12 protein-coding genes are annotated in these 13,138 nt (G+C 58.8%); 8 read left to right on the top strand and 4 right to left on the bottom strand.

What is annotated here, in order from left to right; genetic code table 11:
- The first annotated feature begins 9 nt into the window (after positions 1-9).
- Positions 10-1,551, top strand: a complete 1,542-nt coding sequence (locus BLV07_RS05660; RefSeq protein ID WP_091880984.1) for a class I adenylate-forming enzyme family protein — start codon at positions 10-12, stop codon at positions 1,549-1,551.
- 7 nt (positions 1,552-1,558) lie between these two features.
- On the opposite strand, the gene BLV07_RS05655 is transcribed toward BLV07_RS05660, so the two are convergent.
- On the bottom strand, positions 1,559-2,602 hold the full coding sequence (locus tag BLV07_RS05655) for a winged helix-turn-helix transcriptional regulator (RefSeq protein ID WP_091880981.1): 1,044 nt from the start codon (positions 2,600-2,602) through the stop codon (positions 1,559-1,561).
- Between the two features lie 183 nt (positions 2,603-2,785).
- Here BLV07_RS05655 and BLV07_RS05650 point away from each other — a divergent pair, with 183 nt between their 5' ends.
- The 3 genes from BLV07_RS05650 to BLV07_RS05640 are packed head-to-tail and all read left to right on the top strand — an operon-like array spanning position 2,786 to position 6,051.
- The gene (locus BLV07_RS05650; protein ID WP_091880979.1) at positions 2,786-4,012 is read left to right on the top strand and encodes an ABC transporter substrate-binding protein; all 1,227 of its coding nucleotides are present in this window, start codon (positions 2,786-2,788) and stop codon (positions 4,010-4,012) included.
- A gap of 6 nt (positions 4,013-4,018) precedes the next feature.
- On the top strand, positions 4,019-5,575 hold the full coding sequence (locus BLV07_RS05645; protein ID WP_091880976.1) for a 4-hydroxyphenylacetate 3-hydroxylase family protein: 1,557 nt from the start codon (positions 4,019-4,021) through the stop codon (positions 5,573-5,575).
- A gap of 35 nt (positions 5,576-5,610) precedes the next feature.
- On the top strand, positions 5,611-6,051 hold the full coding sequence (locus tag BLV07_RS05640) for an SRPBCC family protein (protein ID WP_091880973.1): 441 nt from the start codon (positions 5,611-5,613) through the stop codon (positions 6,049-6,051).
- A gap of 150 nt (positions 6,052-6,201) precedes the next feature.
- On the opposite strand, the gene BLV07_RS05635 is transcribed toward BLV07_RS05640, so the two are convergent.
- From BLV07_RS05635 to BLV07_RS05625, 3 genes are all read right to left on the bottom strand, one after another.
- Complete coding sequence (locus BLV07_RS05635) at positions 6,202-6,924, bottom strand: LrgB family protein (RefSeq protein ID WP_091880971.1); 723 nt, start codon at positions 6,922-6,924, stop codon at positions 6,202-6,204.
- A complete protein-coding gene (locus BLV07_RS05630) occupies positions 6,921-7,307 on the bottom strand; it encodes a CidA/LrgA family protein (RefSeq protein WP_091880968.1) in 387 nt (128 codons plus the stop codon). Before BLV07_RS05630 ends, BLV07_RS05635 begins: the two co-directional genes overlap by 4 nt.
- Positions 7,308-7,433: 126 nt before the next feature.
- On the bottom strand, positions 7,434-8,144 hold the full coding sequence (locus tag BLV07_RS05625; protein WP_091880966.1) for a FadR/GntR family transcriptional regulator: 711 nt from the start codon (positions 8,142-8,144) through the stop codon (positions 7,434-7,436).
- A gap of 181 nt (positions 8,145-8,325) precedes the next feature.
- Between BLV07_RS05625 and BLV07_RS05620 the strand changes: the two genes are divergently transcribed.
- The 4 genes from BLV07_RS05620 to BLV07_RS05605 all read left to right on the top strand — a co-directional run bounded on the left by BLV07_RS05620 (position 8,326) and on the right by BLV07_RS05605 (position 13,113).
- Positions 8,326-9,867 carry a sugar ABC transporter ATP-binding protein gene (locus BLV07_RS05620; protein WP_091880964.1) on the top strand — a complete coding sequence of 514 codons (1,542 nt, stop codon included), beginning with the start codon at positions 8,326-8,328 and terminating at the stop codon, positions 9,865-9,867.
- 57 nt (positions 9,868-9,924) lie between these two features.
- Entirely contained in the window at positions 9,925-10,908 is a 984-nt protein-coding gene (locus BLV07_RS05615) for an ABC transporter permease (protein WP_091880962.1), read from the top strand.
- 91 nt (positions 10,909-10,999) lie between these two features.
- The gene (locus BLV07_RS05610; protein WP_091880960.1) at positions 11,000-11,986 is read left to right on the top strand and encodes a substrate-binding domain-containing protein; all 987 of its coding nucleotides are present in this window, start codon (positions 11,000-11,002) and stop codon (positions 11,984-11,986) included.
- A gap of 62 nt (positions 11,987-12,048) precedes the next feature.
- A complete protein-coding gene (locus BLV07_RS05605) occupies positions 12,049-13,113 on the top strand; it encodes an aldo/keto reductase (RefSeq protein WP_091880956.1) in 1,065 nt (354 codons plus the stop codon).
- Positions 13,114-13,138: the final 25 nt, after the last annotated feature.

The following is a 13,138-nucleotide window of genomic DNA, read 5'->3' as shown; positions in this document are numbered from 1 at the left end:
AGAACGACGATGCTGCATGTTGATCTGATTGCACCCATCGCAACGCTGCTCGGTCGTCACGCGAAACAGCGGCCGGCGCAGGTTGCATACTGGGATTCGTCACGGTCCGTCACATACGCGGAACTTGCAACGCGCACCGCCTCGATCGCGGCGAATCTGGCGAAGGCCGGTTTGCGAGAGGGCGATAAGGTTGCGCTGTATCTGCCGAACGGCGTCGATTGGATCGAATCATGTCTCGCCGCATTGCGCGCCGGCGCGGTCGTGGTGCCCATCAGCTTCGACGCCGCAGAAGGTGAGATCAGCTACCGCCTGAGTGATGCCGGCTGCAGCCTTGTCATCACCGCGGCGGCGCGGAAGGAGTTGATCGCAAAGTTTTGTCGTGAGGCACCGATACCGCCCTCAGTTATTTTTACCGGGCCGGATGCAGCGAACGCCGGGTCTACGCTGACGGATCTGGCAAGGGGTGAGGCGACCAACCCGCTCGATCCCGACGACATCGATCGCGCTTCCTTCATTATCTACACCTCCGGCACCACGGGCCGAGCCAAGGGCGTGCTGTTGTCGCTGCGAGGCATGTTGTGGATCGCCGCGGCATGCTGGACGCCGATCTGCGAGCTGACCGAGAAGGATGTCGTGCTGTCGCCACTCCCGCTGTTTCACTCCTACGGTCTCAACCTGTCGGTGCTCGGTGTCCTCGCGGTTGGTGCGAGCGAGCACATTATGGAGAAATTTTCGCCGCAGCAGGTTCTCGATCTGTTGCAGACCGGGAAGTATTCCGTCCTGCCCGGCGTGCCGACGATGTTCCACTATCTCCTGCATCGGGCCAAGGAGATCGGCCTCGAACGGCTCGGTTCAATCCGCCTCTGCATCTCCGCCGGCGCCATTCTGCCGGCAGCCCTGAACAAGGCGTTCGAGCAGCGCTTCAAGGCTCGGCTGCTCGATGGTTACGGCATCACCGAAACGTCCACCATGGTCACGATGAACTGGCTGCACGGAGCCCGGCCAATGGGATCGTGTGGGCTGCCAGTGCCAGGCCTTGCCGTGCGTATCGTCGATCCATCCTCGCTGGAGGATGTCCCGATCGGTGAGGAGGGTGAGCTGATCGTGCGCGGACCAAATCTGATGCACGGCTACTATAACAAGCCGGCGGAAACCGCGTCGGCCTTGCGAAAGGGCTGGTACCACACCGGTGATCTCGCCAAGTCAGACGCCAGCGGCTATCTGACCATCACCGGCCGGATCAAGGAGCTGATCATTCGCGGCGGGCAGAACATCGCGCCGGCCGAGATCGAGGAGGTCGTGGTACGGCATCCGCAGGTGACGGATTGTGCGGTCGTCGGGATCAGGCACGCCACACTCGGTGAAGTCCCCTGTCTCTTTGTCGTGGCTAAGACCAATGAGCTCGATGTCGCCTCGTTGATGGACCACTGCAAAGCCCATCTCTCATCCTACAAGATTCCAGAAGCCACCCACCTCGTCTCCGAGATTCCGCGTACAGGATCAGGGAAGATCATGCGCTTCAAGCTGGTCGAGGCGCTGGGCCGGGCGTAGGGTGCAATCAGGAGTCGATGGAGCGCGGTCCCAGGGCGCCGAAGGCTTTAGGATCGTAGGTCAGCCTGTAGCGCATGTCCGCCGCGACGATCGGCTGCTTGCAGCAATCGCAGTTCACCGACGCATGGAAGTCGTGCCCGCAGGTGAGATGGGTGAGCAGCAGCGGCGGTTTGCCCTTCGACAGCCAACGATCGCCCCATCGCAACATGGTGATGAAGGGCCCATAGAGGTCGCGCCCCATGTCTGTGAGAAGATACTCGTAGCGATCCGGCGAACTCTGGTATTGCCGGCGACTAAGTACGCCACTGGTGACGAGACGATTGAGCCGGTCGGTCAGGATATTCGGCGCGATCTCAAGCTCAGTCAGGATCTTGTCGTAGCGTCGATTGCCGAAGAAGCCCTCGCGAACGACCATGAAGCTCCATTTGTCGCCAATGATCTCGAGCGCGCGCGAGACGGAGCTCGGACGGCCAAGCTGGAAGCGGTTGCCGTCGGAGGCACGCCTCGTGTTGCGGCCGGCCTTGGCGGCATGGCGCCCAGCGCCGGGTCCGTCCCGGTATTTCGCATCGCGCGCGCTAACGCGTTCGCCGCAATGCGAGCACGCAACAATCGGGTGACTGTCGCATCTGCAACTCACGTGAACCAGCGTTAATGGCGCGGGCTTGCCGCCGGCGAGCCAGCGATCGCCAAATTGCATCAGGGCGATGAAGCTCGGATAGAGATCGAAGCCCATCTTGGTGAGACGGTATTCCTTGCGCAGAGAAGATCCAGGCGCGATCTGACGGAAGATCGCGAGTTGCGTGAGCTTACGCAGGCGATTAGTCAGTGTTGCGCGGGGAATGCCGAGCGCTGAGCGGAACGCCTCGAAGGTCTGTGTGCCGAAGAATGCCTCGCGGATGATCAGGAACGCCCACGCGTCGGATACGATGTCCAGCGTGCGTGCGACTGAACAATTCCGCTCGTTCCGGGCAGTGCCGGCTTGGGCTTTGCTCGCCTTCGCGGCCGTCCGAGCCGATGGCGTCGTCGTCTGGAGCTTCGCGATGGCAGGCATTCCCTCGACAATCCGTCTGCGCGGCCACCATTCGAAGGCCGCCTTCTAAGTCGGAGTTCGTTTAACACATCGGCACGATTGACTCTCTCGAAAAATTAGTCTAGTTACGCATGTAACAAAAGTCTAGTTATGCATGTAATAAATGCCGATCGGACCGGGTCCATTTGCCTTGGGAGGAATGCCATGAAGTCGGGAGCGAAGAAATTTCTGATCGCAGTCGCGGCAATGGTGGCGTTGGTACACCATGCCGGCGCGCAAACCGCGGGGATGTCAGACGATGCCGTGAAGATTGGCGTGCTGACCGATATGTCCGGCCAGTTCTCGCATGAGTCTGGCGAGGGCGCCGTGACGGCGGTGAAGATGGCGGCTGAGGATTTCGGCGGTAAGGTGCTGGGCAAGCCGATTGAGGTGCTGGTTGCCGACCACCAGAACAAGCCGGACATCGCCTCAGGGTTGGCGCGGAAGTGGTTCGATGTCGATCATGTCGACATGGTTGCCAACCTGATCAATTCCTCGATCGCGCTCACCGTTTCCCAGCTAGCAAAGGAGAAGAACAGGATTGCGATCATCAACGGGTCGGGCTCATCGCGCCTCACCAATGATGCGTGCACGCCCAACAGCGTTCACTATGCCTACGACACCTACGCGCTTGCCCGCGGCACGGGCAGCGCGCTGCTGAAAGGCGGCCAGAAGAGCTGGTACTTTCTCACGGCGGACTACGCCTTTGGACATGCGCTGGAGGCCGATACGTCGGCCGTCGTGAAGGGCTTGGGCGGCGAAGTCGTCGGATCGACGCGATACCCGCCCGAGACCTTCGATCAATCTTCATTCCTGCTGCAAGCACAGTCGTCAAAAGCCCAGGTCATCGGCCTCGCCGGCTCGGGCGCCGTCCTGGTGAATACGATCAAGTCGGCCCAGGAGTTCGGGATCCCGAAGGGAGGGCAGACGCTTGCTGGGTTGCTCGTTTGGATCACCGATATCAAGAGCCTCGGATTGAGCTCAGCGCAGGGGCTCGTGTTGACGAACGCCTTCTACTGGGATCGCGACGACGAGACGCGTGCATGGTCCAAGCGTTTCTACGAGCGCATCAAGCGGATGCCCCATATGGGCGACGCCGGCGACTATTCCTCGACCATGCACTATCTCAAGGCGATCGAGGCCGCCGGCACCGACGAGGCCCAGGCCGTGATGGGCAAGATGCGCGAGATGCCGATCAACGATTTCTTCGCAAAGAACGGCCGCATCCGCGAGGACGGTCGAATGGTGCACGACATGTATGTGTACGAGGTGAAGAAGCCGTCGGAGTCGAAAGGCGATTGGGATTTCTACAAGCTGCGCGAGGTGATCCCCGGCGAGCAGGCGTTCCGCCCGCTCAAGGATAGCGTCTGCCCGCTGGTCAAGAAAGGTTGAAGCAGGATGGATCAGGATTCAGCCGCCGCTGCTTTCGCTACGTTATCCCGAGAGCCGATCCGCACAGGGACCGATTATATCGATAGCCTGAGGGGGCGGAAGCTCAGGGTCTATCTGATGGGCGACGCGGTCGTTGAACCGGTCGACCATCCGATCATCCGACCCTCGATCAACGCCGTCGCCGAAACCTACGATCTCGCCATCGAGAATCCGGAAGTGGCATCGGTAATGTCGCCTTTGACCGGCGAGCGCATCAACCGCTTCCTGCATATCGCGACCAGCCCCACCGAGCTTGTCATGCAGAACAAGATGCAGCGCCGGCTCGGCCAATTAACAGGTACTTGCTTTCAGCGTTGCGTCGGCATGGATGCGCTGAACGCGCTGCATTCGGTGACATATGATCTGGATCAGAAGTACGGCACCGGCTACCACAGCCGTTTCAACGCCTTTTTAGGCCGGATCCAGAGGGAGAACGTCGTGATTGGCGGCGCGATGACCGACGTGAAGGGTGATCGCGGTAAATCGCCGTCAGAGCAGGCCGATCCTGATCTCTTCGTGCGTGTAACGAAGCGCACTAAGCAAGGGGTCTATATCAGCGGTGCCAAGGCGCATCAGACCGGTTGCCTCAACTCGCACTGGCTCATCGTCATGCCGACGATGAGGCTGGACGTTGGCGATAAGGATTACGCGATCGTCGGTGCCGTACCGGTTGACGCCGAGGGCATCACTTACATCTACGGCCGGCAATCCTGCGATACGCGTAGCGCCGAGGATGGCAGCATCGACGCCGGCAATGCGCGTTTTTCCGGTCAAGAAGCGATGATCGTCTTCGAGGACGTCTTCGTTCCGCTCGAGCACGTCTTCATGGATGGTGAGGTGGAGTTCGCCTCCTCGTTGGTCGAGCGCTTCACATGCTATCATCGCCGCAGCTATGTTTGCAAAACCGGCGTTGGTGACGTCCTGATCGGCGCCGCGGCGACCATTGCCGATTACAACGGTGTCGAACGTGCATCTCACATCCGCGACAAACTCGTCGAGATGACCCATCTCAACGAGACAATCTACGGCGCAGGCATCGCGGCGAGCCATCAGGGGACGGGGATGAAATCCGGTGCCTGTTTGCCGGACGAGATGCTCGCGAACGTCTGCAAGCATCACGTCACACGGCTGCCCTACGAGATCGGCCGGCTGGCACAGGACCTCGCCGGCGGGCTGATGGTGACATTGCCATCAGAGCGCGAGCTCAGGCACGAGACGATCGGTCCGATCATCGAGAAATACCTGAAGGGACGGCCTGAGATCGCAACGGAAGACCGAATCCGCATCTTGCGCCTGCTGGAGAACATGACACTCGGCAGAAATGCCGTGGGCTACCTGACCGAGTCCATGCACGGCGCCGGTTCGCCACAGGCCCAGCGCATCCAGATCGCTCGCTCGATGCAGATCGAATTCAAGAAGGAATTGGCCAAGTCCCTCGCTGGCATTTCGTCCGCATCGCTCGCGGAGATCGAGAACGATCTTTCGACTTACATGGCCAGAGTGTTTGCGCCTGTTCGCAACTGAGATCAGCTATCTATCTTGAACCTTCGGAGACGCCAATGGCTATGACAATGAATGGAGAAATCCAGCTCGCCGCCTCGCGAGAGGCTGTCTGGGCCAAATTGAACGACGCCGCCGTATTGAAGGTTTGCATTCCCGGATGCGAGGAGTTGGAGAGGATCGATGATCAAGGATTTCGTGCGGTCGCAAAGATGAAGGTGGGGCCCGTCTCCGCACGATTCAAAGGCAGGGTCACTCTGACCGACCTCGATCCACCAAGCAGCTATAATATTGTAGGAGAGGGGGAGGGCGGTGTCGCAGGCTTCGCAAAGGGGAGCGCAAGGGTCAATTTGCTTGAGCGGGATGACGGCACGCTGTTGACCTATCAGGTCGACGCGCAAATCGGTGGAAAGCTTGCGCAATTAGGACAGCGACTTGTCAATGGCACCGCCAAGAAGCTTGCCGACGAGTTCTTCGCCAATTTCGCGCGAGCCCTTTAGACGGAGAATAGCCGTCCCCTCCAACTCAGATCCCGGCCAGACAAGATTGAAGATTGATGCAAACTAGCGAACGCTATTGTGCATTCGCTGGTTCAGAAGCGCGCTGTCACAGCAAGCAAGATTTGAGAGCCAAAGGAAATAAACGGGCCATTAACCAAGCAGTAGGGTCACCGCGAGCGGGACCAAGAGCGACGTCACGAGCGCATTGAGGCCCATGGCGATTCCGGAGAAAACGCCGGCCACTTCGTCGACTTGGAATGCGCGTGCTGTGCCGATACCGTGAGCCGCGATGCCGACCGCGAAGCCCCGCGCGCGAAAATCGGTGATCGCTGCCCAATTCATTAGCGGGGTGACGACGATGGCGCCCATGATGCCCGTAAGCACGACTGAGACCGCCGTGAGCGACGGATCGGCGTGGAGGGATTCGCTGATTCCCATGGCGACACCGGCAGTCACCGATTTCGGCGCAAGCGACAGAATGATGGCATGCGGTAGGCCGAGAGCTTTGGCGAACAGAACGACGGACACGATTGCCGTGATTGAGCCGGCCACCAGCGAAACGAGCATTGGCACGATCGCCGCGACAACCCGCTTTCGATTGTCGTAGAGCGGCACCGCGAGCGCGACCGTTGCTGGTCCGAGCAGAAAGTGAACGAACTGCGCGCCGGCGAAAAAAGTGTTGTAGGAAGTGCCGGTTATTAGCAGGAATGCACCGATGATCCAGATCGAATGAAGCACCGGATTCGCCAGGGGATGCCTGTGTGTCGCAAGCGACAAGGTATCAGCGACCGCATAGGTCGAGAGTGTCACCGTCAGCCACAGTAGCGGTGACTGCGAGAGATAGACCCAAAGCGAGAATGAGTTTTCGCTCATGGCTCTACTTGGCGTTTCGTGAGAAGCCGGTTGATCGCCAGGAAGGTAGCGACCGTTGCGAATAAAGTGACTACGACCGACGCCGCCAAAGTCAGCAGGATTGCGATCCCGTGCCCAATGACCAGGTCGAGATTCTTGACCACGCCTACGCCAGCAGGAATAAACAACAAAGAAAGATGTGAAAGTAAGCCGCGAGCGGTGCTCTCAACGGCATCGTTCCGCAGCGGGCCGCGTCTGAGCGCGCTGAAGCGATCGCGCGTCAAGAGAAGGATGAGCAAGAACACCAATCCGAGTACCGGCCCCGGCATTGGCAGGTTGAGGCCGCGCACGATGACTTCGCCGCCTAACTGGCAGAACAGAATTAAGCTCAGACTTGCGATCATGGAGGTGCGTGGCGGCTGACGAATTGTTGTCGATGAAGGCCCTGGGCGCGTTCAGAGTAAGAGAAATGTGAGGGTATCGAGGCGATCCAGGGAGCGAAGTTTGAGCTGGATCCACCTGGCAACGTGCTACGCCGCAGGAATTTTCAGGGATGACATGAAGTGCTCCATGTTCGCCTCCACGCTCTCCCGACTGAGCATGCCTGTCTTCTGATCGCGGATCATTGCGTACATCTTTTCATGTAGGCCAACGGCGCGATACCGTCCGCTTACTTCCAGCGATTTGCGGATCCAGGGGGCAACCATGTTCAAAACGAAATCAGCGATCACCACGATGAGCTTGTTGCCTGCTGCCGCATAAACTGCACGGTGAAAGTCGAGATCGGCTTCCAGCAATTTGTCGATCGGCGAATGAGGATCCTCGGAGAGAGCCTTCAGGCGATCGATGCTCTCTCGCATGACCTCTAAATCTCGGTCGGTGCGTCTTATCGAAGCCAATTCCGCGCAGTTTCGATCGAAAATGTACCGAAGCTCCATCAGCATCTCAGGTGAAGAGTCCTGGAGATAGAGCTGAAACATCATCAGGGGCATGACGGCTGTGCCTTCGTCCTTCCGGATATAGTTGCCGTGCCCGTGGCGGGTTTCAATCAATCCTGAGACCGCAAGCGTCTTCATCGCCTCGCGAATGGGGGTCCGACTGATGCCGAGCTTTTCTGCGAGCTCCTTCTCATTGGGCAACTTGTCGCCGGGACTTAGGTTGCCGTTGGCGATCTCGCCCGTGATGTAATTCAACGCGACTTCGACACGCGTGGGTAGTTTTTTGGTTTCCATCCGCTCCATCGGTCGCTCGCAGTCTAATTTTCGCCGTTGCTCCGCGAAGCCAACACATAAGCCGCCGCGCGACCAGACGAAACAAACCAACATCCACAAGGTAGGAGGTATGATCTCAATTGACAACAGGTATAAGGTATGACCTCATATCTTCACGCAGGCGCGATCAAGACGCTGCGGGAGGAAACCGATGCTTTTGTCGACCGGGTCAAATCCGGAAGGTCATGGAAAGAACGCTGCTCCAGGGCCGCGCGACGAGCCGTTGTTGGTGGCGGACGGAATCGCAAAGTCTTTCAATGGTGTTCCGGCCCTTCGCGACGGGCGGCTCGTCCTCAAGCGCGGAACCGTTCACGCACTCTGCGGCGGTAACGGCGCCGGCAAGTCCACTTTCCTGAACATCGTAATGGGTTTGCTGCACCGCGACGAAGGCAGCATTCGTATCGACGGGATGGCCGTCGATTTCAGGAGTGCCGCGGATGCTTTGCGGCACGGCGTGACCATCATCACCCAGGAATTGTCTCCGGTTCCCGAGATGACGGTGGCCGAGAACATCTACTTGGGGAGGGAGCCGAAGATCGGCGGTCTTGTCGTGGACTTCCCGAAGATGCGGCAAGCCGCAAAACGGCTTCTGGATGACCTCGAGTTCGACGTGCCGGTCGGCGCTCGCATGCGAGACTTAAGCTTGGCACAGATCCAGCTCGTCGAGATTGCGAAGGCACTTAGCCACCGCGCGGACATCGTCATCATGGACGAGCCGACCTCGGCCATCGGCGAGCACGAGGTGCACATCCTCTTCAACGCCCTGAAGCGAATAAAAGCGCGTGGATCCGCGATCATCTACGTATCGCACAAGCTGACCGAAATTTTCGAGATCGCGGACGAATACACGGTCTTCCGTGATGGCCGATTCATCGAGAGCGGGGCAATTTCCTCGATCGATCGCAATCACCTCGTGACTCAGATCGTCGGCCACGAGGTCAAGACGGTCGAAAAGGGCAAGCCTAATGAAGGCGCGCCGATCCTGCTCGAAGTGCGTTCATTGTCGCGCGGATCTCATTTCAAGAACATCTCTGTAACGGTCGCTGCAGGAGAAGTGCTGGGCATCTACGGTTTGCTTGGCTCTGGTCGGACCGAGTTCCTGGAGACGATCTACGGCATTCACGCGCCGACCGCCGGAGACGTCTTTCTCGATGGAACGAGGGTCGATCCTGGCAATCCCAAGAAGTGCATCCAACGAGGTATGGCCATGGTGCCCGAGGATCGGAAGGATACCGGCCTCGTTCTTTGTGCCTCCATTGCACACAACATCGCCTTGTCGTCTCTAGCACTCCGCGCCGTGAGCGGGTTCGTCCGCCGCAAGGCGGAGGCCGCCGCTACGGATCGGATGATGCGATTGCACCGGATCAAAGCGGCATCTCCAAATATCCCCGTAGAGACACTTAGCGGCGGAAACCAGCAGAAGGTAGTTTTCGCCCGCTGTCTGCTGACCAATCCGCGACTGCTGATATGTGACGAGCCGACACGTGGAATCGACGAAGGGTCGAAGCAGGAGATCTACGCCTTTCTCCGCGAGTTCGCGGCGAAGGGCAATGGGGTGCTCGTCGTCTCATCCGAAGCGCCGGAAATTCTCCAAATCAGCGATCGGATTGCCGTGTTTCGGCAAGGGCGACTCGATCATGTCGTCGACGGGCACGAGACAACCCAGCAAATGCTGACAGATCTCGCCAGTTGAGCGGATCGATAGGCTCTCAAGAATTGGCGTAGGCATGCGGTTGAAGCGAGGAGTGGAATGGTGGCTAACGCAATAAGCAACGTCGCGACGGGTGCCAGATCCAAAAGTATCGCTGCTGTAGGACCATACCTGAAGTCGTTCAGCATCGTCATCGTGTTCGTGGTGATTTCGGCGTTCTTCGCCGTAGCCAACGAGTACTTCATGACGTGGCTCAACTGGGTGAACCTGCTGCGACAATCCTCGATTAACGGCGTTTTGGCGATCGGGGTGACCTTCGTGATCTTGACAAAAGGCATCGACCTTTCCGTTGGCTCCGTTATGGCCCTCGCCGGTATGATCGCGGCCAGCCTCGTGACCTCGACCAACCAGCACTTTGTGCTGTGGGCAATTGTTGCAGGATTAGGGACGGGAGCCGCACTGGGCTTGCTGAACGGCGTCATCGTGACGACCTTCAATGTCCCGCCCTTCGTCGCTACGCTCGGCATGCTGAGCATGGCTCGCGGCTTGACGCTGATCTTTTCCGACGGGCGCCCTGTTCCCAACCTCTCCGAGTCGTTTCGTTGGATCGGCGGTGGCAGCGTTGCGGGCGTCCCTGTACCGGTCTTGATCCTGTTTCTTGTGTTTGCGATCGGATGGATCGTGCTTTCTTACACGACCTTCGGGCGCTACGTGTACGCCGTGGGAGGAAACGATAAGGCCGCTAAGACAAGCGGCATCTCCACGCGGACCGTCATTGCATCCACCTACGTTATCTCGGGACTTCTCGCCGGACTCGCTGGCCTGGTGCTTACCTCCCGCACGACCGCCGCACTTCCACAGGCGGGCATCGGCTACGAACTCGATGCGATTGCGGCCGTGGTGATCGGTGGGACTAGCCTCGCAGGAGGGCGCGGCTCGCTAGTCGGAACGCTGTTCGGCGCACTCATCATCGGAACGATCAACAACGGCATGGATCTGATGGGCGTGTCTTCCTACTACCAGCAGCTTCTCAAGGGCGCGATCATTGTCGTCGCCGTGATGCTTGACCAATTTCGCAAGTGACACCTGCGAAGACCATTACAGACGATGACAAACGGCTGTAACGCCCAGCATGGGCGGACTAGGTGACTGACCACATCAATCGGAGGAGACGATGAAGGTTACGCGTAGATCGACGATGGCGAGTTTCGCCGCTGCTGCAATCATTCTATCGACCGGTACGGCCTTTGCTCAAAGCAAGACACGGATCGCCGCTTTATCGTTCGGGGAGTCCGGCGAGTACATGAAGGCCTGGTCCAGCGAGATTCAGAACCACCCGGCAGTCAAGGACGGTTCTGTCGCAGTCACGATCTTTGACGGTAAGTACGATCCGCTCGTCCAAGCGAATCAGATCGATACGGCCATTACCCAAAAGTTCGATGCCATCATTATGTCGCCGTTCGATCTCCAGGCGTCGGCGCCCGCGATCGACAAAGCCGTTGCTGCGGGCATTCCGGTGATCGTGTCGGCCCTGAAAACCGCATCGAAGAACTACACTGCGTCGATCATCGTCAACGACACGGAAGGAGGGCGTATTATCGGGGACCAACTAGGTAAGCTGCTTCCGAATGGTGGCAATGTGGTGCTGATGGAAGGGCCGATTGGTCAATCGGCGCAGATCGAGCGCAAGGCTGGCATCGATGCCGGCTTAGCCAAGTTCCCGAAGCTCAAGTTGATCGCAAGCAAGTCCGGCAACTGGAGTCGCGCCGAGGGGCAGTCGCTCATGGAGAATTGGTTGCTCGCGCATCCAGGGCAGATCAATGCCGTGCTCGCCGAAAATGACGAGATGGCGCTGGGCGCGATCGAGGCCATGAAGAGCGCCAAGGTGGACTTCAAGTCCGTTCCGGTGCTCGCAATAGATGGCATCCCGGACGGAAAGCGCGCGGTTCAGAAAGGCGAGATGACTGTCACGCTCTACAAGTACGCCCGTGCTGAGGGGCAGGGCGCCGTCGACCTCGCCCTGCATGCCGTCAAGGGGGACAGCTACAAGCCGCGGTCCGAAGTTTGGGAGTCTTTGATGGAGTGGAAAGGCGGAGGCCAGAAGGACTACGTGGTTCCCTGGCTTATCTTGGATTCCTCGAACGTCGCAAAATACATGTGATGTAAATCGTGCGCACGCGGTGAGCATCGCGTGCGCACTGATCTTAGACGGGATAGCTGCACATGACGACTCTGCAAAAGCGGGCGCTTCCGAACGGGCGCGTGAACTTGACTTCGCTCGGGCTCGGCACGTCGCCATTGGGCGGATGTGGTGTTCCGGTTAGTTTCGAGACCTTTGAGGCTGTCATCCTTAAGGCATACGAGCAGGGCGTACGTTATTTCGATGTTGCTCCACTCTATGGTCTCGGGAAATCGGAGCATTTCCTCGGCCACGTCCTTCGTGTTCACGGTCTTCGCTCGGAGGTCGTGGTAAGCACCAAGGCGGGTCGGCTGTTGAAGCCGGCAAGCCGTTCAAAGCGCGCGGAAAGTCTTTATGGGATCAACTGGGTCGATCCGCTGCCCTTCGTCGACGAATACGATTACAGTTACGATGGCATCATGCGGTCCTTCGAGGATAGTCAGCAGCGCCTCGGTCTCGACCATATCGACATTCTTTTCCTGCACGACGTGAGCGGTGTCTGGCACCAGGAGAAGTACCCACTTTATCTGCGGCAACTCCGTCAGAGCGGATATCGGGCGTGCGACGAACTCCGTCGCTCGGGAGCGGTTAAGGCGATTGGCCTCGGTGTAAACGAGACCGCTTCGGTGCTTGAAGTGGCCGCCGAATTCAATCTCGACTGCTCGCTCGTGGCAGGGCGGTACACGCTTCTAAATCATGCGCCACTGACTGACTTCTTTCCCGAGGCCCAACGTCTCGGCATCGGCATTATCGCCGGCGGTGTCTACAATTCGGGGATTCTTGCGGAGGGCAGTCGGGGTAATGCGTTAACGCGGACCTATGATTATCAGACGGCTCCCGAATCCATCGTACAGCGCGTGAAGGCGCTGGAAGCTGTTTGTGAACGTCACAACGTCGCGCTCGCCAATGCGGCTTCACAGTTCGTCTATGCGCATCCGGCCGTGACATCAGTGGTTCAGGGCGCGCTCACGACGGCGCATGTGGAGCAGAACGTCGCCTCCATATCGGCGCCAATTCCTCAGGCCTTCTGGATGGAGCTGAAGAGCGAAGGTCTGATTCCCAGAGAAGCCCCACTGCCGGACCAGGGCTCCATGGCTCTGTCCAGCTGAATGATCCAAGACAAGCAAGGAGAAG

The sequence above is a fragment of the Bradyrhizobium sp. Rc2d genome (assembly GCF_900099855.1).
GTDB lineage: Bacteria > Pseudomonadota > Alphaproteobacteria > Rhizobiales > Xanthobacteraceae > Bradyrhizobium.
Note: the sequence above shows the minus strand (reverse complement) of the source record. Positions and strands in the feature narration are given on the sequence as shown.

What these genes read in the sequence shown, in the direction of transcription:
- BLV07_RS05610 (WP_091880960.1), top strand. Translation starts at nt 11,000, where the DNA reads ATGAAGGTTACGCGTAGATCGACGATGGCGAGTTTCGCCGCTGCTGCA.
- BLV07_RS05640 (WP_091880973.1), top strand. Translation starts at nt 5,611, where the DNA reads ATGGCTATGACAATGAATGGAGAAATCCAGCTCGCCGCCTCGCGAGAG.
- BLV07_RS05630 (WP_091880968.1), bottom strand. Translation starts at nt 7,307, where the DNA reads ATGATCGCAAGTCTGAGCTTAATTCTGTTCTGCCAGTTAGGCGGCGAA.
- BLV07_RS05660 (WP_091880984.1), top strand. Translation starts at nt 10, where the DNA reads ATGCTGCATGTTGATCTGATTGCACCCATCGCAACGCTGCTCGGTCGT.
- BLV07_RS05635 (WP_091880971.1), bottom strand. Translation starts at nt 6,924, where the DNA reads ATGAGCGAAAACTCATTCTCGCTTTGGGTCTATCTCTCGCAGTCACCG.
- BLV07_RS05620 (WP_091880964.1), top strand. Translation starts at nt 8,326, where the DNA reads ATGCTTTTGTCGACCGGGTCAAATCCGGAAGGTCATGGAAAGAACGCT.
- BLV07_RS05655 (WP_091880981.1), bottom strand. Translation starts at nt 2,602, where the DNA reads ATGCCTGCCATCGCGAAGCTCCAGACGACGACGCCATCGGCTCGGACG.
- BLV07_RS05605 (WP_091880956.1), top strand. Translation starts at nt 12,049, where the DNA reads ATGACGACTCTGCAAAAGCGGGCGCTTCCGAACGGGCGCGTGAACTTG.
- BLV07_RS05625 (WP_091880966.1), bottom strand. Translation starts at nt 8,144, where the DNA reads ATGGAGCGGATGGAAACCAAAAAACTACCCACGCGTGTCGAAGTCGCG.
- BLV07_RS05615 (WP_091880962.1), top strand. Translation starts at nt 9,925, where the DNA reads ATGGTGGCTAACGCAATAAGCAACGTCGCGACGGGTGCCAGATCCAAA.
- BLV07_RS05650 (WP_091880979.1), top strand. Translation starts at nt 2,786, where the DNA reads ATGAAGTCGGGAGCGAAGAAATTTCTGATCGCAGTCGCGGCAATGGTG.
- BLV07_RS05645 (WP_091880976.1), top strand. Translation starts at nt 4,019, where the DNA reads ATGGATCAGGATTCAGCCGCCGCTGCTTTCGCTACGTTATCCCGAGAG.